The sequence below is a fragment of the Bradyrhizobium sp. NBAIM08 genome, assembly GCF_020193935.1.
In the GTDB taxonomy this organism is placed as follows: Bacteria; Pseudomonadota; Alphaproteobacteria; order Rhizobiales; family Xanthobacteraceae; genus Bradyrhizobium; species Bradyrhizobium yuanmingense.
Genome location: NZ_JADYVR010000001.1, coordinates 399856 through 421758, shown reverse-complemented (window position 1 = coordinate 421758; position 21903 = coordinate 399856). Strand labels below are relative to the sequence as shown.

Here is a 21903-nt window from a genome sequence, read left to right as displayed (position 1 = left end):
CGATGTGCCTGCTTTGCGACGATGAGAAGGCCTATCAGGCCTACATGAACTACCTCGACAAGATGGAGCGGCAGGGCAAGGCTGCCGACCCCAATGTCGCCGTCAATGCCGTGCTCGACGAGATCGAGGCGGCCGCGAAAGCCGCCGCCAAAAAGGAGGACCCGGCCAACGACAAGACCCTGTCTCCGTTCTTCTGCAGCCCGATCAATAAATGACCGATTTGACATCGCTGACGCTCGCCGAGGCCCGCAAGGGCCTCGCGGCAAAAAATTTCACGTCGCTCGAGCTGACCGACGCGCATCTTTCCGCGATCGAGAAAGCGCGCGTGCTCAACGCCTTCGTGATAGAGACGCCGGACCAGGCGCGCGCCATGGCGCGCGAGGCGGACAGCAAGATCGCCAAGGGCGATGCGGGCCCGCTCGCCGGCATCCCGCTCGGCATCAAGGACCTGTTCGCGACCAGGGGCGTGCGCACCACGGCGTGCTCGAAGATCCTCGGCAATTTCGTGCCGACCTACGAGTCCACCGTCACCTCGCAGCTCTGGCGCGACGGCGCGGTGATGCTCGGCAAGCTCAACAATGACGAGTTCGCGATGGGCTCGGCGAACGAGACCTCGTGCTTCGGCCCCGTCGGCAATCCCTGGCGGCGCGAGGGCAGCAACACCACGCTGGTGCCGGGCGGCTCGTCCGGCGGCTCGGCCTCGGCCGTGGCGGCGCTGCTCTGCATGGGCGCGACCGCGACTGATACCGGCGGCTCGATCCGCCAGCCGGCCGCGTTCACCGCGACCGTCGGCATCAAGCCGACCTATGGCCGCTGCTCGCGTTGGGGCATCGTCGCCTTTGCCTCCTCGCTCGACCAGGCGGGCCCTATCGCGCGCAGCGTACGCGATGCCGCGATGCTGCTGCGCTCGATGGCCGGCCACGATCCCAAGGACACGACGTCGGTCGATATCCCCGTGCCGGACTACGAGGCGGCGATCGGCAAGTCCGTGAAGGGCATGAAGATCGGCATCCCCCGGGAGTATCGCCTCGACGGCATGCCGGCCGAGATCGAGAAACTGTGGAGTGAGGGCGCGGCGTGGCTGAAGGCGGCCGGTGCCGAGCTGGTCGAGGTGTCGCTGCCGCACACCAAATACGCGCTGCCGGCCTATTACATCGTGGCGCCGGCAGAGGCCTCGTCCAACCTGGCGCGCTATGACGGCGTGCGCTACGGCCTGCGCGAGCAGGGTAAGAACATCATCGAGCTCTACGAGAACACCCGTGCGGAGGGATTTGGCGCCGAGGTGCGCCGCCGCGTCATGATCGGCACTTACGTGCTCTCGGCCGGCTATTACGATGCCTATTACCTGCGCGCGCAGAAGGTGCGCACGCTGATCAAGAAGGATTTTGAGGACTGCTTCGCCAAAGGCGTCGACGCCATCCTCACCCCGGCGACGCCGTCGGCGGCCTTCGGCATCGGCGAGAAGGGCGGCGCCGACCCGGTCGAGATGTATCTCAACGACATCTTCACGGTGACCGTGAACATGGCGGGCCTGCCGGGCATCGCAGTTCCCGCCGGCAAGGACGCGCAGGGCCTGCCGCTCGGACTGCAACTGATCGGCCGTCCGTTCGACGAGGAGACGCTGTTCTCGCTCGGCGAGGTGATCGAGCAGGCCGCCGGCCGCTTCACGCCCGCGAGGTGGTGGTGAATGTCGCCGATTTCATCGCGAGCATCAGTGGCTCGGCGCCCGCGCCGGACCTGAACGCGCCGCTCGCCGGCCTGTGGTGGGCGGCGAAGGGCGACTGGGACCGCGCGCACAAGATCGTTCAGGACGAGAGCAGCCGCGAGGCCGCCTGGGTGCATGCCTATTTGCACCGCGTCGAAGGCGATCTCGGCAATGCCGGCTATTGGTACCGCCAGGCCGGCCAGCCGGCGGCAAAGGATTCATTGGAAGCGGAGTGGGAGCGGATCGCTGCCACGCTGCTCGGGAGCAGGACATGAGCACGGCCACGCACAAGCTTCTCAAGGGCTCAACTGGTGACTGGGAGATGGTCATCGGCATGGAGATCCATGCCCAGGTGACCTCGAACGCCAAACTGTTCTCGGGCGCGTCTACCGCTTTCGGCGGCGAGCCGAACAGCCACGTCTCGCTGGTCGACGTCGCGATGCCGGGCATGCTGCCGGTCATCAACGAGGAATGCGTCAGGCAGGCTGTCCGGACCGGGCTCGGCCTCAACGCGCAGATCAACCTGCGCTCGGTGTTCGACCGCAAGAACTATTTCTATCCGGACCTGCCGCAGGGCTACCAGATCAGCCAGTACAAATCGCCCATCGTGGGCGAGGGTGAGGTGATCATCGATCTCGACGGCGGCAAGACGGCCACCATCGGTATCGAGCGGCTGCATCTGGAGCAGGATCCCGGCAAGATGCTGCACGACCGGTCGCCGTCACTGTCCTACATCGATTTCAACCGCTCTGGCGTGGCGCTGATGGAGATCGTCTCGAAGCCTGATATCCGCGACGCCGAGCAGGCCAAGGCCTATGTGACCAAGCTGCGCTCGATCATGCGCTACCTCGGCACCTGCGACGGTGACATGGAGAAGGGATCCCTGCGCGCCGACGTCAACGTGTCCGTGCGCAAGCCCGGCGCGCCGCTCGGCACCCGCTGCGAGATCAAGAACATGAACTCGATCGCCTTCATCGGCCAGGCGATCGAGTATGAAGCGCGGCGCCAGATTGAGATCCTGGAGGACGGGGGCGAGATCGAGCAGGAGACGCGCCGGTTCGATCCCAACAAGGGTGAGACGCGCTCGATGCGGTCGAAGGAGGAGGCGCACGACTATCGCTACTTCCCCGACCCCGACCTGTTGCCGCTGGAGTTCAGCCAGGACTTTGTCGACGCGCTGAAGGCGAAGCTGCCGGAGCTGCCGGACCAGAAGAAGGCGCGCTTCGTCGCCGATTTCGGCCTCTCGGCCTATGATGCGAGCGTGCTGGTCGCCGAGCGCGAGAGCGCGCTGTTCTACGAGACGGTGCTCGACAAGCTCGCCAACCGCGCCCGCGACGGCAAGATGGCGGCGAACTGGGTGATCAACGAGCTGTTCGGCCGTCTCAACAAAGAAGGCCGGGATATTACGGCCTCGCCCGTCAATGCCGGGCAACTGGCTGCGATCATCGACCTGATCGGCGAGGGTACGATCTCGGGCAAGATCGCCAAGGATCTGTTCGAAATCGTCTGGCAGGAGGGTGGCGATCCCCGCGCGCTGGTCGAAAGCCGCGGCATGAAGCAGGTCACGGATCTCTCTGCGATCGAAAAGGTGGTCGACGACATCATCGCGGCCAATCCCGACAAGGCGGCGCAGGTGAAGGACAAGCCGCAATCGCTCGGCTGGTTCGTCGGCCAGGTCATGAAGGCATCCGGCGGCAAGGCCAACCCGCAGAGCGTCAACGACCTGCTCAAGTCCAAGCTCGGCGTCTAAGCCTCACGCATTCGAACGAGGTGACGGACGCGTTTCGTCACCTCGCTTTCGGTTCTCGCTGCGACGTTCGCGCGCATCCTCGACGGCAAACTTCATCCTGATCGACGGCGATGCGGCGGGGCGAATCGCCGCCGCGCGATTCGCCCGAAACGGCGGCTTGAACGCGCTCCGGCGAGCGCCCGCGCCGTTAAGCATGAAAATATTTTCGTTGCCAAAAATCGCGACTCAGAGTCCGCGAAACGCCTTTGCGAGGCGACCGCACGATTGTCGATGCGCATCGCTGCGTTGGTCGCGCGCGATACGCGCGTGCGAAAAAATACTTGCTGCATAGTGTTTTCGTGCAATCGCATCGTTCGCGAACGTCGGCGATGCGAGCGCTCTGCATCATCGCAAGTGCACGTCGTACGAAGCGCCTGCGTCGCGCCCGCCAAGCGCAGGCGCCTTGCTGCGTCAACACTTCTTTAAGTGAGAAGCTGTTTTTTTCTTCGTGTTGGTGTATTCGGGATGAAGTGCATTCGATCCCCGAGTGCACGCAGCGATTAAAGCCATCTCACACATCGGAGGGCAACATGGCCAAGAAAGCGAAGAAGGCGAAGAAGGCGAAGAGCGCAGTGAAGAAGACTGCGAAGAAGACCCGCAAGGTCGCGAAGAAGAAGAAGTAACTTCGCTTCTGAAGTTGCCGGCTCCAGATAGCCGGCACGTCATCAGCGCCTCCTAAAGGTTCTGGTCGACGATAGAGGGTGTCGGCGAGACATCAGGTCAACGGTCGGACCGTTCTCTTTCGCGGTCCGGCAGAAGAAACGAGTTTTCTTCGTTCGGTGCGGTTCTCCTCAAACGGGCTCCGCAATTTCACGACAGGCCTTCGGGCCAAAGTGGAATCTGGTCCTGACGTGTTCGCCGACGCCCTCGTTCCCTTGAAGCCGGGGCATTGCCGGCATTCCTCTCCCTCACATCGTTGATTTGACCGCGTCGCGTCCGAGCGCGCTTCTGTCATGCCGGCTTGATCGCGTGGCTTGGAGAGGCGAGGCGGCCTGTGGCGTGATCGCGCGCCGTTTCGCCCTGCGGTGTCGCCGCCCGGCTCCGACGGGCCGATCCAGCACGCGCGGCTTGTCGTGGAACGATTGCGGCCGCTGGAATACTGGGTCACCCGCCTGCCACCTTCGCCGCTTCGGCGGCCCGAGACCGCATACCGCGGAAGCCATGGCGTAGCCGGGGGCGCGGGTGACGCCGATTGAAAAACAGCAGCCAATGACCGCGCCACCGCGCGCGATGGTTATCGATGTCCTGAAATCCCAAGGTAAACCGAATCTGACGAATGACAGAAGCGCCTGCGAATCAAGGACTTCTTGGATTCTCGGCGCAGGAGGCGCGCGAGCGCGTTTACGTCTGCTTCATCGCGATGCTTAAACTGCCATTCAAATTTGCCCGCCATCATCGCCTTCAACAAGCCGGCTAACGGCGATGGGGAAGAGTTGAACAGTGCACGATCCCGGGAAGGGTCATGCACATCAGAGGTTGGACGGGAGCCGCGCTCGGCGGACGGGGCGGCATAAGAACAAAGGGGATGCGTGATGTTTCAGGGTACTTTCGATCTGGAGACGGCAACGCCGGTCGATGCGAGCGCGCTCTCGGACGTGCTGTTCGAGCGCGGGATCTATTGGGCGAGCGGCCGCTCCGGCATCGTTGATCTCGTCGCCGCGCACAAATGGTTCAATCTCGCCGCGCTGAAGGGCCGCAAGGACGCCGTGGCGCTGCGCCAGGAAATCGCCGGGCAGATGTCGGAGGCCGAGATCTCCGTCGCGCAGCGCGCGGCGAGAGCCTGGGTCTGCGCGCACTGAGCGTCACTTCGCTTGGGAACCGGACCTTGACCGGGCGGCGCCACCGCGCCGAGGCGGCTTCAGGTCGAGGTTTGCACGGCAAACGAGGCCGGCGCTTCGCCCGCGCAATGCCTGCGCCAGATTTCGTCGAATGCCTTTTCGATATCCCGCGTCATGCGGACAGTATCGAAAAGCGGGCAAGTGGTCCGGCGCGCCGCCAGCTTGCTCCTGAGCGCGACGCGAAGTTCGGAATGGTGCGCGATTCGAAGTGCCAAAGCCTCATATTCCTCCAGTGATCGCGTCACCAGCTCGGGAAGGCCTACGGCGTTCAGGAGACTGGCTGCAACGCGTCCGGCAAAAGTGGTCCCAAGGCACGTCAGGACCGGCAAGCCGGCCCAGAGGGCGTCGCTGGCCCCGGTGTGGGCGTTGTAGGGCAATGTGTCCAGGAACAGATCGGCGACCTGGTGGCGCGCCAAATGCTCCTCAGCAGGGACGCGCGGAGCGAACACGATTCTCTCGGCGACAATCCCCCGCGCAACGGCTTCGCGCTTCAGATTCTCCGTGGCGACCGGGTCACCATCTAGCAGCCAAAGGACGCTTCCGGGGGTCTTGTCGAGCAGCCGCATCCAGACGCCGAACAACGGGGGCGTGATCTTGGGGCTTCTGTTGAACGCGCAGTAGACGAACGCATCGTCCGGCAGTCCGAGCTGGCTCCGGCTCGGTGGATTTGACGGGAGCGGTCGCTTCGCGTCGGTCGCCTGGTAGCTATTGGGAAGATAGATCACCTTCTCGGCGTAATAAGTCTGCTCTGCTTCGGGGATGACGATCCGGTCGGCCATGAGATAGTCGAGATAGGGGGCGCCCATCGTGCCGGGAAAGCCGAGATAGCTGACCTGGATAGGAGCCGGCCGGCGCGCAATGATTTTCGGCCGTGCACCGGCGGTGAAGCCGCCGAGATCGACGAGAACCTCGATCTCGAGCTGGCCGATCAGCTTGACGACGTCCTCGTCGGCGAGATCGCTGACATCTTCAAAACGTTCGAATGCGGCCCTCAAGCGGTTGCGCATCTGGCTGTCGTCGTCGGGCCCGTGGGAGATGGCGGTGACGTCGAAGCGCTCGCGGTCGTGCGCCTCGAAGATTCCGGCCATCAAATACGCGGTGGCATGACTGCGAAAATCGGCCGACATGTACGCGACCCGGAGCCGGGACGCCGGTCTCGGCGTTCCGGGCCTGGCGGCACCCCCGTCGGGGGTCACCTTGGCGACATAGGCCTTCGCGCAGGTCAATTGGCGTGCAGGCGATGAGGAGACATGAAAGAAGGTGAAGGGGTCGACCGGCACGCCTGCCTCGGCAGCGTCTTCCATGGTGGCCTGTTCACGTTCGAAGCTGCTCCAGTCGGCGCGCTTCCGCTTGCAAGCAACGAGGTTGCTCAGCGCAAACGGGAACGTCTTATCAAGTGCGACCGTTCGTTCCAGAGCCACGATCGCTTCGTCGTCTCGCCCCAGCTGGCCAAGAACCTCAGACAACGCGAAATGGTTCTGTGGGTCGGCCGGTGCAAGCTCGATGGCGCGGGCGTAGCTGTCACGCGCTTCCTCGAGTCGACCAAGCTGCTGCAACGCGCTGCCTCGGTTGGCGAACGCGGCGCTCGACGGTGCGATCGCAATGGCGCGATCAAACTCGGCTATGGCGTCGCGAAGCTGCTGCCGTGCAATGAGGATCGCTCCGCGATTGAGATGCGCGTCCGCGAAGTTCGGAGCCAGGGCGATTACTTTCGCAAGCCAGACGAGCGCATCGTCCGGCTTGTTCAGCGCGCGCAGCACGTTGGCATAGTTGAAAAGAACGTCGGGATTGCCGGGATCGACGCGTGCAGCCTTCTTCAGCAAAGGCTCGGCGTCCGCAAAACGGCCGCGCTGCGCGTGCAGCAGCCCCAGCATATGGAGCGCGACGGCATGCGTTCTGCTCCCCTTCAGGATGGTCGTGTAGGCCCGTTCCGCTTCCGACAGATTGCCCGAACGGTGCGCCGCAATTGCCTGGTCCAGAATAGCTGACGGATGGAGTGAGGAGGGGGCCGAGGCTCCCTTGTTGCGGCCTTGTTGCGACATGCAATGGGTTCTCGACCCGACGTAGGGGGTCTGTGCTCGGGCGAAATGGTGCAAAAACTCTAGTCACCTTTGCCGGCGAGAACAACGGCCGCGCCGCCTGCGCTCATTCGCACGGGCGGACGCGCTTGCGCTGAAGCAAGTTTCTTCTTCATGGCGTCGCCTAGAATCCGACGGCATGAGCAACCAGGCTACGAATGGACGATGGCTGCCGATTCAGATCGCTCCCGACGAGTGCGACCTGGAACTCGGGCGTCTGCACAAAACAGGTATTGTGCCATGGTCCTTTCCATGCCGGCGTAAGGGCGGCATCTGGTTCAATGTTTGGGCCGATGAGGCCGTGCTGATAGCGCCCTCGCATTGGCGGGTCTGGCGATCCGGCATTTAGGTGGGGGCTCACATATATAAGGAGCGCGCGAATCGCGCGGGCTCGCCGCCCTCATCCTTGTGCGGAACTTTCGCACCGGCGTCGCCCATCGCCTTCCGCTGGACGCGCGCAGGGACCTTGATTCTGCTTCCGGGGATTCTGCTGCCGGGTGGCGGAGAGGGAGGGATTCGAACCCTCGATACAGCTTGAGACCGTATGACGCTTTAGCAAAGCGTTGCCTTCAGCCACTCGGCCACCTCTCCGGTGCGAGCCTTATGCATCTATTTGCTCGGGCTGGTCAATTTGGAAGCGCGTGTTTTCGCTCGAATATTCCCAGTGATTTGCGAAACGAGACGGGTTTGCGCTCGGATCAGGGCGTGGCGCTGAATTTTCGAGGAAATTCAAAGGTGCAAAGGAGGACTAGCACCTCTGCGTCCTCGCTCGCCGAGCTGTCCGGCCCGATTATCCCGCCAGCCGTGACTTCCATATAAAGAGTGATGGCGAGCCCCGGCCGGCGGAGGTATTTGCAGGCTGCCTGGGTCAGATTGCGCGGCGGGGAGGCGGTCGATGCCTGCCCATTGAGTCTCCTTCTGATTCCACGATTCGAGCGCCCCAAAGCTGGCTCAAGCCGAGCTCTCGCGCGCGGCGCCTCATGTGCGGAACTTTGATGGCATTTGGAACCGCTCCAAAAACATTAATGTAAACAATGCGTTACGAGAGCGGTTTGATCACATCTGCGTGTTATTTGTGCAACACCCGTTGGAAAACACGCTGCACCGGCCCGTTTCGAAGCGTTCTCTTGTTGTGTGTGCAAGGACGTTCGGTAATTGTGACTGAGCGACGGAGGGGGGCATCCCGAGGTCGTCCCGTTTAGGTCATTCGCTTAAGTCCCTCGCGTTCATGCGGGTGTGTCCGAAGACGCGAAGGCGCCGAAAGCGGTGATTTAGAGGGGGTTGGGGAATTGGCCGTCCGGTCAGTGACCTTCCCTGAAGAGCAACTTGGAGGTTTAACATGAAGTTGGTTAAGAGCCTTTTGCTCGGCTCAGCGGCGGGTCTGATCGCCGTGGGCGGAGCTCAGGCAGCCGATCTCCCCGTGAAGGCCAAGGCGGTCGAGTACGTGAAGATCTGCTCCCTGTACGGTGCTGGATTCTACTACATCCCGGGCACCGACACCTGCATCAAGTTCGGCGGTTATCTGCGTGCCGACATGCTGTTTAACACGAACAGCGACTACGGCATTGGCCAGGGTGCTCCCGGCGGCGCCAACAACCGTCTGGACAACTACTATCAGACCCGCGCTCGTTTGGACTTCACCATCGATACCCGTACGGCAACCGAGTATGGCGTGGTTCGCACCTACGCCGATACGGTTTTCAGCTGGGATGCCACCTCGGTGACCGGCAGCGCCCCGTCTGCCTTCTCGGTCGGTTCGGCTTCGCTCGGCCTCTACCATGCGTTCATCCAGTTCGCTGGTTTCACCTTCGGCCGCACGGTTTCGATCTTTGACGCACCGTGGCAGAGCTATCCGGCTGGCGGTCCCGACTTCCTTCCGGGCGGCAGCAACAACGTCACCGGTGTGAACCAGGTCGCCTACACGGCTGATTTCGGCCAGGGCATCACGGGTTCGGTCGCGTTGCAGGATATGACGACCGCTGCTGGCGGCCAGTCGAACCTTTGGAACGCGAGCGTGACCGGCGTTGCGGGTGCAGTGGGTGGCTTCGCCACGACTGCAGCTGCGGGCGCTGCCTTCATCCAGGGCATCTACGGTGTCAACGATTGGGGTGGCACGCGCATGCCCGACATCGTCGGTCAGGTCCGTGTTGATCAGGCTTGGGGTCTGTTCCAGATCTCGGCGGCGGCGCACGAACTCCACTCGGCTTATTACGGTACGACGGAGCTCACGGGTCATCCGTCGGACAAGTGGGGCTGGGCGGTGCAGGGTGCCTTGTCGATCAAGAACATCCCGACTGGTGCGGGTGACTCGATCAACTTGCAGGCGGTCTACACCGACGGTGCTTCGCGGTACAACTTCCAGAGCCTGTTCCCGCAGACCATCTTCATCTACGGCGGCAGCGGCATCGCTTATCAGAGCATCGGCTTCGCCGGTATCGCTGATGGCGTGTTCGGTTCCGGTCTCGGTATCGAGACCGTCAAGACCTGGGGCTTCCGCGGTGGTTATACCCACAACTGGTCCCCGAACTGGGCGTCGGGCATCTACGGTGCTTATGCTTCGCTCCGCTACGGCGATCAAAGCAAGGCTCTGATCTGCGCCAACTTCGCTGCTGCTCTGGCCCCCGCCGCTGGCTCGACCTGTAACCCCGACTTCAACCTTGCGGTTATCGGCGGCAACTTGGTCTGGACTCCGGTCAAGGGTCTCGCCTTCACGGCTGACGTGAGCTACGTCTGGCTCGACCAGAAGCACTCTGGCGTTGTCACGGGCGCCAACACGGCCAACCTGGCTGTTGCCAAGCCCGCAGCCACCTACGAGCTGAAGGATCAGGGCAACCTGCAGATGCTCCTGCGCGCTCAGCGCAACTTCTAAGATCGGCCCTAGGTTGATCCATGAACCCCGGCAGGAAACTGCCGGGGTTTTTCTTTGGAGCGTAGCGCTTCGCCTAACGTGCGGACCTTGTTGGCTCGCAAGCTGGAATGTCGGCAAAGTGCTATCAAACTACCATCTCAGGCCCTTCCACTCCTTGAAGGCATAGGTCGGGTTGAGACCGCAGGCATCGATTGTGCCCGACGCGGTCGCCATGCACTGGCTGTAATTGGACAACTGGCAGTTGCCAGGATTCTCCCAACGCCGTTCTTGCAGGCAATAGCGATCCTGGATGCCGGTTACCTGTGGCTGGGCAGGATGGCGGTTCTTGCCGAAGGGGGGAGCCGCCGGTCGCGAGGCCCGACGAGATCACGGCTGCGAACAGGAACGCACCGACCACGCGCAGCGTGACACGTTCCCAGCCTTGTGAGGCATAAGCTAACCGGTGCGTGGGAACGCTTGGCGCAATTCTATCGTCAGGTCGCTGGTGCCGTCGACGAATCCTGCCGAGCCCTGCCCAGCAACCAGGCTCTGATTCTAACGGGCCATCGACGCCCGTTACTGCACGCTGACGGCGCCGCGGCGCAGATCGGCTTCGATCTGCAAGCGGGTGCCGCCGCCGAAACGGGCGCGGTAGACTTGAAGGTTTTCCATGATCCGCTGCACATAGTTGCGCGTCTCGGAGAACGGAATCAGCTCGACCCAGTCGACCGCGTCGACCTTGGGGTCGCGCGGATCGCCGTAACGCTCGACCCACTTCTTCACGCTGCCGCGGCCGGCATTGTAGGCGGCGAACGTCATGATGTAGGAGCCGCGATAATCCTCGAGCAGTCCGCCGAGCTCGGCCGAGCCGAGCGTGGCGTTGTAGACGGAGTCGTTCTTCAGCCGCCCCAGGTCGTAGGTTGCGCCGTGGCGCTTGCAGACGTAGCGGGCGGCATCCGGCGTCACCTGCATCAGCCCGTAGGCCTGCGCCGGCGAGACCACCGACGGGTTGAACGCGCTCTCCTGCCGCGCAATCGCATAGATGATGCTGCGTTCGACCTCGGGGCCGATCGGCGTGAACTGAGGGATGCCGTTGACGGGGTAGGCGTAGAAGTCGAACGGGAGGCCGCGGTTGAGCGCGGCCTTGCCGAGCAGCAGCATGCCGCGCGCGTCGCTGTAGCGCTGGGTGAGCTCGCCGAGGCCCGCGAGCGCCTCGGGATCGCCGTTCTCGCCCATGTCGGCGAGCAGCGGTATCGCGAACTCGCGCTCGTCCAGCTCGTAGAGCAGTTGCGCGGCGCGCACGATCTCGAGCCGCTCGGCGCCGCGACCGCGCGGCTGGCTGTTGAGCTCGATCTGCGGCAGGCCGAGCTTTGCGCGCGCGAGCTGGCCGTAATAGCTGGTCGATTGCTCGGCCGCCCGCGCATAGGCATTGCGTGCCTCCTGCTGGCGGCCCATCGCCTCGGCAGCGCGGCCCTGCCAATAGCCGGCACGCGCCAGCGCGGTGGGATTGACGCTGCCGACGCCGATGCGAGCAAAATGCTGGGCGGCGGTCGCGGGATCGTTGAGGAAGCGCAGCGCGATCCAGCCGGCGGTAAACTCCTGCTCGGTCTTGTAGATGTCGCGCGAGGGCAGGGCGGCGTCGCGCGCGATCAGATAGGCGCTACGGAATTCCTCGGTGTCGATCATCTTGCGCGCCAGGAGGCGCCGCTCGATCCACCATTCATCGAGATTGTGGAGGCGACCCGGATCCTTCGGCGCGGACAGCATCAGCTGGGCGGCTTCAGTGAACTTCTCCTCGCGGCGCAGCAGCTGGATCTTGCTGAAGATGAAGCCGGGATCGCCGTGCAGCTCGCGCGGCACGGCATCGAGCAGCGCCCGCGCGTTCGGCGCTTTCTTGACCGCGGCGATGCGGGCCTTGGCGAGCGCGACATAGCCGGCGCCGAGACGCTTGGCGGCGCGTAGCGCCGCCTCGTTCTCGCTGCCGTAGAGCAGGTTGTCCATCCGCGCTTTCTGGTCGCCCGGCGTGAGCAGGGCGCCGAACTGGTCGAGCGCGTTGTTCTCGGTGTCCTCCGACATCGGATCGGCGCGCCAGGCGTCCCGCACCAGCCGCTCGGCATTGGCGCGGTCGCCGCGCGCCAGCATCGCCCTGGCGAGTGTGAAGCGTCCCTTGGCGGAGATCGGCGACTCGTTCTCGAACCACGACCACGCGACCGACTCGTCGCGCCTGTCGTCCCACATCGCGGCCTCGAGCCGCCGGCGCAGGAAGGTCTGCGACGGCCAGCTCGGATTGGCTGAGAGGAAGGCGCGATAGCGTTCCACGGTCGCGCCGTTGTCCTCGCTGCGCAGGATGATCCATTCGGCGAGCTTTCGCGCGACCGGATCGGAGATGCCGGCCGCGGCATTGGTGGCGTCGCCGGCCTTGCGCTTGCGCACGAGCTCGATGACGCTCTCCAGGGTGTCCTTGTCGGCCTGCGACGTCGACGACGTCGCAGCGACGGCGGCCGGGATGACCGGCTTGCGCGGCGCTGCATGCTGGCGCGTTGCAGGCGCCAGTATGGGAGCTGCGGCCGGTCTGGCCGGGGCCGGCGCAGTCGGTTTGACGGTGGCAGTCACGGCCGGGGCGGGGGCTGCCTTGGGCGGCGCGCCGCTCGCAGTCGGCGCTGCCTTTGGCGCGGAAGCAGGTGCCGTGGCAACGGGAGCGGTGGCCGCAGGCTTGGGTTTGTCTTTGGGCTTGTCCTTCGCCGGTTCCTTGCTGGCGTTCTTGCCGGCGTCCGGCTTCTTCGCGGCGTCCTTGGCGGGGGTGCCAGGCGTACCCTTGCTTGCGGCCTTCGCGGCGTCCTTGCCGGTTCCCTTGGCCGTATCCTTCGCCGTTTCCTTGGTTGATCCTTTGGCCGAGCCATTCGCGGCGTCCTTGGCTGCTGGCTTGGCGGGATCCTTGGTCTCCGCGGCCGTCTCGTTGGACTTGGCGAATGCGGCGCAGTCCATCGACAGCCCGGCCATCAGGCACAATGCCATACTCAGGGATCGCCACGCGGCAGATGCAAAGGAGGTCACGGCGTTTCGTCGCCCCGAATCAGTGAAGTGGCTCAAGACCTAGCTGAATTTGCTTGAATATGCGGAGAAAATACCAACAGCCGCTTACCTCGGGCCGATTTGCACCAGCACCGCGGCAAAATCGCGGCCTAAACCCAGCCTGGCACCGACCCCGGGTCTTTTACCGGCCGGATAGACCCGATATGAAGGGGGCTTGCTCAAGAGATCGCCGCGTACGGAGGAAGTCCATGGCAGCCAAGACGAAATTCCGAGGGTCGTTCACCGCCTTGGTCACCCCGTTCAAGAACGGCTCGCTCGACGAGGCGGCATTCCGCTCCCTGGTCAATTGGCAGATCTCCGAGGGCACCAATGGCCTCGTTCCGGTCGGCACTACGGGCGAGAGCCCGACGCTCAGCCATGACGAGCACAAGAAGGTCGTGGAATGGTGCATCGCTGAAGCCAAGGGCCGCGTGCCCGTCATCGCCGGCGCCGGCTCCAACTCGACCAAGGAGGCGATCGAGCTCTCCCAGCACGCCGAAAAGGCGGGCGCGGACGCCGTGCTGATCGTCACGCCCTATTACAACAAGCCGACGCAAGAAGGCATGTACCAGCACTTCAAGGCGATCAACGATGCGATCGGCATTCCGATCATCATCTACAACATCCCACCGCGCTCGGTGATCGACATGTCGGTCGACACCATGAAGCGGCTGTGGGAGCTGAAGAACATCGCCGGGGTCAAGGACGCCACCGCCAGCATGGTCCGCGTGTCGCAGCAGCGCGCGGCGATGGGCGAGGACTTCAACCAGCTCTCGGGCGAGGACGCCACCATCATCGGCTACATGGCCCATGGCGGCCATGGCTGCATCTCGGTGACCTCGAACGTCGCGCCGCGCCTGTGCTCGGAGTTCCACGCCGCCTGGCAGAAGGGCGACACCAAGGCGGCGCTCGCGATCCACGACAAGCTGATGCCGCTGCACAACAACCTCTTCATCGAGAGCAATCCGGCGCCGATCAAGTACGCGATGTCGCTGCTCGGCAAGCTGGACGAGACGCTGCGGCTGCCGATGGTTCCGGTGTCCGAGCCGACGCGGGTTGCCGTGCGCAGCGCGATGGTTCACGCAGGTCTGGTCAACTGACGCATTAGCCGTTCGGGGGAGCCTTTCATGAGCGTGGAGGAAAAGGGCGCGCGGATGCTCAAGGAGTTCCGCGAGTTCGCCATGAAGGGCAACGTCGTCGATCTCGCGGTCGGCGTCATCATCGGCGCGGCCTTCGGCGGCATCGTCACCTCGCTGGTCGGTGACGTCATCATGCCGATCATCGGCGCGGTCACCGGTGGCCTCGACTTCTCGAACTACTTCATCCCCTTGTCGAAGGCGGTCACCGCAACCAACTTGGCGGATGCCAAAAAGCAAGGCGCCGTCCTTGCTTACGGCAGCTTCCTGACGCTGACGATCAACTTCATCATCGTCGCCTTCGTGCTGTTCCTGGTGATCCGCGCCATGAACACCTTGAAGCGCAGGGAGGAGGCGGCACCCGCTGCTCCGCCCAAGCCGACGGCCGAGGTCGAGTTGCTGACCGAGATCCGCGATCTCCTCAAGAAGTGACGCGCCCACTTCATCCGAACTGTTAGAATCCAAGCGCATCTCGATCAGGTTTGCCCGTCATGGCCGATAAGAACGAACGTCCGATCAAGGTGATGGCGGAAAATCGCAAGGCGCGTTTCAACTACGCCATCGAGGACACGATCGAGGCGGGCATTGCGCTGACCGGCACTGAGGTCAAGTCGATCCGCAACGGCAAGAGCACGATCGCGGAATCCTATGCCGATTCCAAGAACGGCGAGATCTGGCTGATCAACGCCACCATTCCCGAATACCTGCAGGGCAACCGCTTCAACCACGAGCCCAAGCGGCCGCGAAAGCTGCTGCTCCACCGCCGGCAGATCAACAAGCTGATCGGCGCGGTCGACCGCGAGGGCATGACGCTGATCCCGCTCAAGCTTTACTTCAACGAGCGCGGCCGGGCCAAGCTGCAGCTGGCGGTTGCGAAGGGCAAGAAGCTGCACGACAAGCGCGAGTCCGAGAAGAAGCGCGACTGGAGCCGGGAGAAGGGCAGGCTGCTGCGGGCGAGGGGATGACGAGATGAATCAACGGAACCTGCTCGAGGTCGACTGGAGCCAGATTCCCGCGCCTTCCGACGATGGCGCCGCCGCGCATCTCGAAGGCATGACGTTGCCGCCGATTGGCCTGCTCGCGACCGACGACACATCGGTCACCCTGTCGGCTTTGTGCGGCCGCACCGTGGTGTTCGCCTATCCCCGCACCGGCGAGCCCGGCAAGATCGCGCTGGTCGACGATTGGGACATGATCCCCGGAGCGCGCGGCTGCACGCCCCAGACCTGCGCCTTTCGCGATCTCTACGCCGAGCTGAAGGCCGCCGGCGCCGCGCATGTGTTCGGCCTCTCGACCCAGAGCAACGACTATCAGATCGAGATGGCGTCGCGCCTGCATCTGCCGTTCCCGGTGCTTTCGGACGAGAAGCTGGCGCTGACGCGCGCCTTGAACTTGCCGACCATGGAGGTCGCGGGCCTGACGCTGATCAAGCGCCTCGCGCTTGTTATCGACGACGCCAGGATCACGCACGTGTTCTATCCGGTGTTTCCGCCCGACCGGAACGCCGGCGACGTGCTGGCCTGGCTCAAGGCAAATCCCGTCAATAAGGCGCGATGCGATTAGGATGAATCGTCATCGCGCTTTAGCTTATTGTTTGAGCATGATCTTTTCGGAAAACCGCTACGCACTTTTCCGGATCATGCTCTAGCTAATCGAGATCCGCCTTCACCTTCGCGAACACGGATCTGAACATGTCTGGCGTCAGCACGCCGGTGTTCGTGTTGTAGCGGGAGCAGTGATAGCTGTCGTAGAGCCTGAACGCGCCGGCCTGATGCACCGCGCCGTGGCCGAAGGGGGCTTGCGAGGCCTTCAAATTCAGCGGCTTGAGCACGCTGTCGTGCGCAATTCGCCCGAGCGCGACGATCGCGCGCAGCTTCGGCATCGTCGCCAGATTGGCCACGAGAAACTGGCGGCAGGTGTTGATCTCGATCGGCAGCGGCTTGTTCTGCGGCGGCACGCAATGCACGGCATTGGCGATCCGGCAGTCGACGAGTTTCAGGCCGTCGTCGGGACTCGCCTGATAGGTGCCCCTCGCAAAGCCGTATTCGATCAGCGTGGCATAGAGCAGGTCGCCGGCATAATCGCCCGTGAACGGCCGCCCCGTGCGGTTGGCGCCCTGCATTCCCGGGGCGAGGCCCACGATCAGGAGGCGGGCCTTGATGTCGCCGAAGGGCGCAACCGGCGCATTGTGCCACGAGGGCTCGCGCGCGCGGTTCGCCTCGCGGAAGGCGACCAGGCGCGGGCAGAGCGGGCAGTCACGGTCGGGAACGATTGTGAGAGGCTGGCGGCTTGACCGGGCCGCCTCACTCCTCGAAGTCGTCATCGCCCCTCGGCGCCGTCGTGGTCGCGCGCTGGAGGAATTGCGGGGCGTGGTGGCGTTCACCACGCTCGCCGCGGTCACGCGGGGCGGGGCGCTCGGACGGATCGCGGCCGAGCTTGGATTGCAGCTCGACGAGGTCGGTGAAGACGTCGGCCTGGCGGCGCAGCTCGTCGGCGATCATCGGCGGCTGGCTGGCGATGGTGGAGACCACCGTGACCCGCACGCCGCGGCGCTGGACGGCCTCGACCAGGGAGCGGAAGTCGCCGTCACCCGAGAACAGCACCATCTGGTCGATGTGCTCGGCGAGCTCCATGGCGTCGACGGCGAGCTCGATGTCCATGTTGCCCTTCACCTTGCGGCGCCCGGAGGCGTCGATGAATTCCTTGGTCGCCTTGGTGACGACCGTGTAGCCGTTGTAGTCCAGCCAGTCGATCAGCGGGCGGATCGAGGAGTATTCCTGGTCCTCGATGATGGCGGTGTAATAGAACGCCCGCAATAACGTCCCGCGGCTCTGAAACTCCTTCAGCAGGCGCTTGTAGTCGATGTCGAAGCCGAGGGTTTTCGCCGTCGCGTAGAGATTGGCCCCGTCGATGAAGAGCGCGATCTTGTTGGTAGGAGAAGGTGACATTCAGTTTGCTCGCGTAGCGTTCGTGATTGATCGTTTTTTGTTGGCGCGGCGACAACAGGCCGCGCAGTTCTAGAGTGCCGCAGAAACCCGTCGAAACCGCAAATCCGGAGAAGTCGGGGCAATCAAGGTATAGTTATGGCGGACTTGCATACACCCCGGGGCCGCCCCCAACGGCAGCCCGGAAAACCACCCGTCCCAGCCCCAATGTGGGGGTAGCAGAGCGGTTTGGCGAGGCCAAATCACAAAATGGTCTTGCGAAACCGTCCCGGCCCCTATAACTAGCCCCAATCATCCACATATTTCGTCCCACCCACAACGGAGCGACAGTCCATGGCTCGCGTCACCGTAGAAGATTGTATCGACAAGGTCGACAACCGGTTTGACTTGGTCCTGCTGGCCGCCCACCGTGCCCGCATGATTTCATCCGGTTCACAACTAACGGTTGACCGCGATAACGACAAGAACCCTGTTGTGTCTTTGCGTGAAATTGCCGAGACGACGATCTCGCCGGAGGACCTCCGCGAGGAGCTGGTCCACTCGTTGCAGAAGTTCGTCGAGGTGGACGAGCCCGAGCCGGATACAGTGCCGCTGATCGGTTCCGCGGGGGCAAGCGTCGATGCCGACGACACCGAGGTCGCCGTGGAGCGCATGACCGAGGAGGAGCTGCTGAAGGGCCTGGAAGGCCTCGCGCCTCCCGAGGAGCAGCCCGAGGAAGACGAGTAATTCCTCCATCGCGATCATCTTCTTCTTGTGATCATATCAAAGGCCCGAACGATCGTTCGGGCCTTTGCTTTTGTTGACCTTTTCGTGGTTACCATAGCGCTGCGGTCGGTGCTTGGCCCTGTCACTGAATTGATCGGACACGAGCGCGATCGGAGTTAGGATGTATGCAGCGGGCCGGCTCAAGCCCGTTTGAAGGCAGGACGGCATGGTATATCGGCGCCGCAGATCCACGCAGATGCAGGCCGCAACCGAATCGGTTGCCGTGGCCCCGACTGCGCCGGTCGCGCGCCCCGCCAGGCCTCGCGCCCGGATGATGCGTCAATATGACCTCGTCGAGCGCGTCAGGTCCTACAATCCCAACACCAACGAAGACCTGCTGAACCGTGCCTACGTCTACGCCATGAAGGCCCACGGCTCGCAGACCCGCGCCTCGGGCGATCCGTATTTCTCGCATCCGCTCGAGGTGGCTGCGATTCTCACCGACCTCAAGCTCGACGACGCCACCATCGTGGCGGCGCTGCTGCACGACACGATCGAGGACACCGAGGCGACGCGGGCCGAGATCGACCAGATCTTCGGCTCGGAGATCGGCGCGCTGGTCGATGGCCTGACCAAGCTGAAGCGGCTCGAGCTGGTCTCGCGGGAGGCTAAGCAGGCCGAGAATCTGCGCAAATTGTTGCTGGCCATTGCCGACGATGTCCGCGTGCTTCTGGTCAAGCTCGCCGACCGTCTGCACAACATGCGCACGCTGGACTTCGTGCCGACGGAATCGCGCCGGCGCATCGCCGAGGAGACGCTCGACATCTATGCGCCGCTGGCGGGGCGCATGGGCATGCAGGAAATGCGCGAGGAGCTGGAGGATCTGTCCTTCCGCACCCTCGATCCCGAAGCCTATTCGGTGGTGATGCAGCGGCTCGACGCGCTGGCTGAGCGCAATCGCAACCTGATCGGCGAGATCGAGGACCAGCTCTCCAACAATCTGCGCCACCGGGGCTTGGGGGCGCGGGTCTATGGCCGGCGCAAGAAGCCGTTCTCGATCTGGACCAAGATGGAGCGCAAGTCGGTCGGCTTCGAGCAATTGTCCGACATCTTCGGCTTCCGCCTCGTCGTCAGCGACGTCGAGGCCTGCTATCGCGCGCTCGGGATCGTCCACACCACCTGGCCGGTCGTGCCCGGACGTTTCAAGGACTATATCTCGACGCCGAAGCAGAACGACTACCGCTCGATCCACACCACGGTGATCGGCCCCGGCAACCAGCGCGTCGAGCTGCAGATCCGCACCGAGGCGATGGACCAGATCGCCGAGCGCGGCATCGCCGCGCACGTTTTCTACAAGGAGGGCGTGGGTTCGCCGACCGAATTCCTCAAGCGCGAGTCCAACGCGTTCGCCTGGCTGCGCCACACCATCGGCATCCTCTCGGAAAGCGCGAACCCGGAGGAATTCCTCGAGCACACCAAGCTCGAGCTGTTCCACGACCAGGTGTTCTGCTTCACCCCGAAGGGCAAGCTGATCGCGCTGCCGCGCCATGCCAACGTGATCGACTTCGCCTATGCGGTGCATACCGACGTCGGCAACAGCGCGGTGGGCTGCAAGATCAACGGCAAATTCGCGCCGCTGTCCTCGGAGCTTCAGAACGGCGACGAGGTCGAGGTGCTGACCTCGGAGGCGCAGTCCGCGCCGCCCTCGGCCTGGGAAACGCTCGCCGTCACCGGCAAGGCGCGTGCCGCGATCCGCCGCGCCACGCGCACCGCGGTGCGCGACCAATATGTCGGGCTCGGCCGGCGCATCGTCGAGCGCTTGTTCGAGCGCGCCAAGATTGAATACGCCGACGACAAGCTCAAGGGCGCGCTGCCGCGGCTCGCGCGCACATCGATCGAGGACGTCATGGCGGCGGTCGGGCGCGGCGAGATCAAGGCCTCCCATGTCGCGCGTGCGATGTACCCGGATTACAAGGAGGAGCGCATCGCGCGCTACGGCGTCAAGAAGGGCCTTGCCGCCAAGCTCAAGGAGAAGGGGGTCTCCGAACAGTCGCGCAGCCCGGTCGCGATCCCGATCCGCGGCATCAATTCCGACCTTCCGGTGAAGTTCGCGCCGAACGGCGGCGCCGTCCCCGGCGATCGCATTGTCGGCATCGTCACGCCGGGCGAGGGCATCACGATCTATCCGATCCAGGCGCCGGCCCTGAAGGATTTCGAGGAGGAGCCGGAGCGCTGGCTCGACGTCCGCTGGGACATCGAGGATTCCGCGCCGCAGCGCTTCCCGGCCCGCATCAAGGTCGAGAACGTCAATGAGCCCGGCGCGCTGGCGCAGATCGCGACCGTGATCGCCGAGCACGACGGCAACATCGACAACATCAGCATGCAGCGCCGCTCGCCCGATTTCACGGAGACGACGATCGATCTCGAAGTCTACGACTTGAAGCACCTCAGCGCGATCCTGGCCCAGCTGCGCGCGAAGGCGGTCGTCGCCAAAGTCGAACGTGTTAATGGATAGGCGCATCTCGCATGCGCCGTTCCCTCTGATTTCGCGAGTTCTGAAATGCCCGCACCTCCGCTCCGCCTCGGCGTCAATATCGATCACGTCGCAACCGTGCGTAACGCGCGCGGCGGCCGCCATCCCGATCCGGTGCGCGCCGCGCTGCTCGCGATCGAGGCCGGCGCCGACGGCATCACCGCACATTTGCGCGAGGACCGCCGGCACATCCGCGACGAGGACATGGCGCGCCTGAAGGCGGAGATCTCCAAGCCGCTCAATTTCGAGATGGCCGCGACGGACGACATGATGCGGATCTCGCTCGCCACCAAGCCGCACGCGGTGTGCCTGGTGCCGGAGCGGCGCCAGGAGGTAACGACCGAAGGCGGGTTGGACGTGGTCGGCCAGCGCAGCGCGCTCGCGCCCTATATCGCGCGGCTGAGCGAGGCCGGCATCCGCGTCTCGCTGTTCATTGCGGCCGATCCCGCCCAGATCGAGATGGCGGCACGGCTGCGCGCCCCTGTGATCGAGATCCACACCGGTGCCTGGTGCGATGCCGTCGTCGATGGCCACACCGACAAGGCCGAGGCTGAATGGCAGCGGATCGTGGCCGGGGTGAAGCTGGCGAAGGACGCGGGACTCGAGGTTCACGCCGGCCACGGGCTGGACTATGCGACGGCGGAGAAGATCGCGAGCTTGCCCGAAATCATGGAGCTGAACATCGGCTATTACATGATCGGCGAGGCGCTGTTCGTGGGGCTGGCCGAGACCGTGCGCAGCATGCGCGCGGCGATGGATCGTGGCCGGAGCCGGGCATGATCATCGGCATCGGCTCCGACCTGATCGACATCACCCGCGTCGCCAAGGTGATCGAGCGCCACGGCGAGCGTTTTCTCGACCGCATCTTCACCGCGGCCGAGCGCGCCAAGGCGGAACGGCGCGCCAAGAACGAGAAGATGGTGGTGGCGACCTACGCCAAGCGCTTCGCCGCCAAGGAGGCCTGCTCCAAGGCACTCGGCACCGGCATCAGGCGCGGCGTCTGGTGGCGCGACATGGGGGTGGTCAACCTGCCGGGCGGGCGGCCGACCATGCAGCTGACCGGCGGCGCGCTGGCCCGGCTCCAGGCCCTGACACCGGAGGGGTTCGAGGCGCGGATCGACCTTTCGATCACCGACGACTGGCCGCTGGCGCAGGCTTTTGTCGTCATTTCCGCCGTCCCGCTGCCGAAACCTTGATCGCGGCTCGGGCGTTTTGTGATTTTCTTTATAAATCAATATCTTAATCAGTTTTGAT

The 21903-nt window shown here is 64.0% G+C and carries 19 protein-coding genes and 1 tRNA gene; 14 read left to right on the top strand and 6 right to left on the bottom strand.

Annotation, left to right across the window (positions count from 1 at the left end):
- The first annotated feature begins 2 nt into the window (after positions 1–2).
- The 5 genes from I6F37_RS02000 (at position 3) to I6F37_RS01980 (ending at position 5293) form a co-directional block, all read left to right on the top strand.
- The gene (locus I6F37_RS02000) at positions 3–215 is read left to right on the top strand and encodes a hypothetical protein (protein ID WP_225150130.1); all 213 of its coding nucleotides are present in this window, start codon (positions 3–5) and stop codon (positions 213–215) included.
- The gene (gene gatA / locus I6F37_RS01995; RefSeq protein WP_057029766.1) at positions 212–1687 is read left to right on the top strand and encodes an Asp-tRNA(Asn)/Glu-tRNA(Gln) amidotransferase subunit GatA; all 1476 of its coding nucleotides are present in this window, start codon (positions 212–214) and stop codon (positions 1685–1687) included. The genes I6F37_RS02000 and gatA overlap by 4 nt, the downstream gene beginning before the upstream one ends.
- Positions 1678–1980: a hypothetical protein gene (locus I6F37_RS01990; RefSeq protein WP_225150128.1), complete on the top strand. Its 303-nt coding sequence runs from the start codon at positions 1678–1680 to the stop codon at positions 1978–1980. The genes gatA and I6F37_RS01990 overlap by 10 nt, the downstream gene beginning before the upstream one ends.
- Positions 1977–3455, top strand: coding sequence for an Asp-tRNA(Asn)/Glu-tRNA(Gln) amidotransferase subunit GatB (gatB, locus tag I6F37_RS01985; RefSeq protein WP_036025527.1), 1479 nt, complete (start codon positions 1977–1979; stop codon positions 3453–3455). Before I6F37_RS01990 ends, gatB begins: the two co-directional genes overlap by 4 nt.
- A 1571-nt stretch (positions 3456–5026) precedes the next feature.
- Positions 5027–5293 (top strand): hypothetical protein, encoded by a 267-nt coding sequence (locus I6F37_RS01980; protein WP_225150126.1) that lies wholly within the window; start codon positions 5027–5029, stop codon positions 5291–5293.
- Between the two features lie 59 nt (positions 5294–5352).
- Here the strand turns inward: I6F37_RS01980 and I6F37_RS01975 are convergent, their stop codons facing one another.
- Positions 5353–7428, bottom strand: coding sequence for a tetratricopeptide repeat protein (locus tag I6F37_RS01975; protein WP_225150124.1), 2076 nt, complete (start codon positions 7426–7428; stop codon positions 5353–5355).
- 480 nt (positions 7429–7908) lie between these two features.
- Positions 7909–8001: transfer RNA gene (locus tag I6F37_RS01970), tRNA-Ser, on the bottom strand.
- 748 nt (positions 8002–8749) lie between these two features.
- Here I6F37_RS01970 and I6F37_RS01965 point away from each other — a divergent pair.
- The gene (locus tag I6F37_RS01965) at positions 8750–10279 is read left to right on the top strand and encodes a porin (protein WP_225113869.1); all 1530 of its coding nucleotides are present in this window, start codon (positions 8750–8752) and stop codon (positions 10277–10279) included.
- A 129-nt stretch (positions 10280–10408) separates the two neighbouring features.
- Here I6F37_RS01965 and I6F37_RS01960 read toward each other — a convergent pair whose 3' ends face one another.
- Positions 10409–10570: a DUF3551 domain-containing protein gene (locus I6F37_RS01960; protein WP_109143524.1), complete on the bottom strand. Its 162-nt coding sequence runs from the start codon at positions 10568–10570 to the stop codon at positions 10409–10411.
- Between the two features lie 264 nt (positions 10571–10834).
- On the bottom strand, positions 10835–13258 hold the full coding sequence (locus I6F37_RS01955) for a lytic transglycosylase domain-containing protein (protein ID WP_225144659.1): 2424 nt from the start codon (positions 13256–13258) through the stop codon (positions 10835–10837).
- Between the two features lie 281 nt (positions 13259–13539).
- Here I6F37_RS01955 and dapA point away from each other — a divergent pair, with 281 nt between their 5' ends.
- Genes dapA through I6F37_RS01935 form a run of 4 tightly spaced genes read left to right on the top strand, consistent with a single transcriptional unit; the run spans position 13540 to position 16029 of the window.
- Entirely contained in the window at positions 13540–14430 is an 891-nt protein-coding gene (gene dapA, locus I6F37_RS01950) for a 4-hydroxy-tetrahydrodipicolinate synthase (protein ID WP_036015047.1), read from the top strand.
- 54 nt (positions 14431–14484) lie between these two features.
- Positions 14485–14898 (top strand): large conductance mechanosensitive channel protein MscL, encoded by a 414-nt coding sequence (gene mscL / locus I6F37_RS01945; protein WP_036015122.1) that lies wholly within the window; start codon positions 14485–14487, stop codon positions 14896–14898.
- Positions 14899–14957: 59 nt separating this feature from the next.
- On the top strand, positions 14958–15431 hold the full coding sequence (smpB, locus tag I6F37_RS01940) for an SsrA-binding protein SmpB (RefSeq protein ID WP_025036727.1): 474 nt from the start codon (positions 14958–14960) through the stop codon (positions 15429–15431).
- Between the two features lie 4 nt (positions 15432–15435).
- Entirely contained in the window at positions 15436–16029 is a 594-nt protein-coding gene (locus tag I6F37_RS01935) for a peroxiredoxin (protein WP_225144646.1), read from the top strand.
- Positions 16030–16114: 85 nt separating this feature from the next.
- On the opposite strand, the gene I6F37_RS01930 is transcribed toward I6F37_RS01935, so the two are convergent.
- Entirely contained in the window at positions 16115–16789 is a 675-nt protein-coding gene (locus I6F37_RS01930) for a uracil-DNA glycosylase (RefSeq protein WP_036015041.1), read from the bottom strand.
- Entirely contained in the window at positions 16770–17414 is a 645-nt protein-coding gene (locus I6F37_RS01925; protein WP_036015038.1) for an NYN domain-containing protein, read from the bottom strand. Before I6F37_RS01925 ends, I6F37_RS01930 begins: the two co-directional genes overlap by 20 nt.
- Before the next feature lie 330 nt (positions 17415–17744).
- Here I6F37_RS01925 and rpoZ point away from each other — a divergent pair, with 330 nt between their 5' ends.
- The 4 genes from rpoZ to acpS all read left to right on the top strand — a co-directional run bounded on the left by rpoZ (position 17745) and on the right by acpS (position 21845).
- On the top strand, positions 17745–18137 hold the full coding sequence (gene rpoZ, locus I6F37_RS01920; RefSeq protein ID WP_007603391.1) for a DNA-directed RNA polymerase subunit omega: 393 nt from the start codon (positions 17745–17747) through the stop codon (positions 18135–18137).
- A 205-nt stretch (positions 18138–18342) separates the two neighbouring features.
- Positions 18343–20631, top strand: coding sequence for a bifunctional (p)ppGpp synthetase/guanosine-3',5'-bis(diphosphate) 3'-pyrophosphohydrolase (locus I6F37_RS01915; RefSeq protein ID WP_036015037.1), 2289 nt, complete (start codon positions 18343–18345; stop codon positions 20629–20631).
- A gap of 45 nt (positions 20632–20676) precedes the next feature.
- Entirely contained in the window at positions 20677–21429 is a 753-nt protein-coding gene (locus I6F37_RS01910) for a pyridoxine 5'-phosphate synthase (protein WP_057029760.1), read from the top strand.
- On the top strand, positions 21426–21845 hold the full coding sequence (gene acpS, locus I6F37_RS01905; protein WP_025036721.1) for a holo-ACP synthase: 420 nt from the start codon (positions 21426–21428) through the stop codon (positions 21843–21845). Before I6F37_RS01910 ends, acpS begins: the two co-directional genes overlap by 4 nt.
- Positions 21846–21903: the final 58 nt, after the last annotated feature.

Bases quoted from the DNA above. Each gene is read 5' to 3' on its own strand.
- I6F37_RS02000 (WP_225150130.1), top strand. From the start codon at position 3: ATGTGCCTGCTTTGCGACGATGAGAAGGCCTATCAGGCCTACATGAAC.
- gatA (WP_057029766.1), top strand. From the start codon at position 212: ATGACCGATTTGACATCGCTGACGCTCGCCGAGGCCCGCAAGGGCCTC.
- gatB (WP_036025527.1), top strand. From the start codon at position 1,977: ATGAGCACGGCCACGCACAAGCTTCTCAAGGGCTCAACTGGTGACTGG.
- I6F37_RS01980 (WP_225150126.1), top strand. From the start codon at position 5,027: ATGTTTCAGGGTACTTTCGATCTGGAGACGGCAACGCCGGTCGATGCG.
- I6F37_RS01965 (WP_225113869.1), top strand. From the start codon at position 8,750: ATGAAGTTGGTTAAGAGCCTTTTGCTCGGCTCAGCGGCGGGTCTGATC.
- I6F37_RS01955 (WP_225144659.1), bottom strand. From the start codon at position 13,258: ATGGCCGGGCTGTCGATGGACTGCGCCGCATTCGCCAAGTCCAACGAG.
- dapA (WP_036015047.1), top strand. From the start codon at position 13,540: ATGGCAGCCAAGACGAAATTCCGAGGGTCGTTCACCGCCTTGGTCACC.
- mscL (WP_036015122.1), top strand. From the start codon at position 14,485: ATGCTCAAGGAGTTCCGCGAGTTCGCCATGAAGGGCAACGTCGTCGAT.
- smpB (WP_025036727.1), top strand. From the start codon at position 14,958: ATGGCCGATAAGAACGAACGTCCGATCAAGGTGATGGCGGAAAATCGC.
- I6F37_RS01935 (WP_225144646.1), top strand. From the start codon at position 15,436: ATGAATCAACGGAACCTGCTCGAGGTCGACTGGAGCCAGATTCCCGCG.
- I6F37_RS01930 (WP_036015041.1), bottom strand. From the start codon at position 16,789: ATGACGACTTCGAGGAGTGAGGCGGCCCGGTCAAGCCGCCAGCCTCTC.
- I6F37_RS01925 (WP_036015038.1), bottom strand. From the start codon at position 17,414: ATGTCACCTTCTCCTACCAACAAGATCGCGCTCTTCATCGACGGGGCC.
- rpoZ (WP_007603391.1), top strand. From the start codon at position 17,745: ATGGCTCGCGTCACCGTAGAAGATTGTATCGACAAGGTCGACAACCGG.
- I6F37_RS01915 (WP_036015037.1), top strand. From the start codon at position 18,343: ATGGTATATCGGCGCCGCAGATCCACGCAGATGCAGGCCGCAACCGAA.
- I6F37_RS01910 (WP_057029760.1), top strand. From the start codon at position 20,677: ATGCCCGCACCTCCGCTCCGCCTCGGCGTCAATATCGATCACGTCGCA.
- acpS (WP_025036721.1), top strand. From the start codon at position 21,426: ATGATCATCGGCATCGGCTCCGACCTGATCGACATCACCCGCGTCGCC.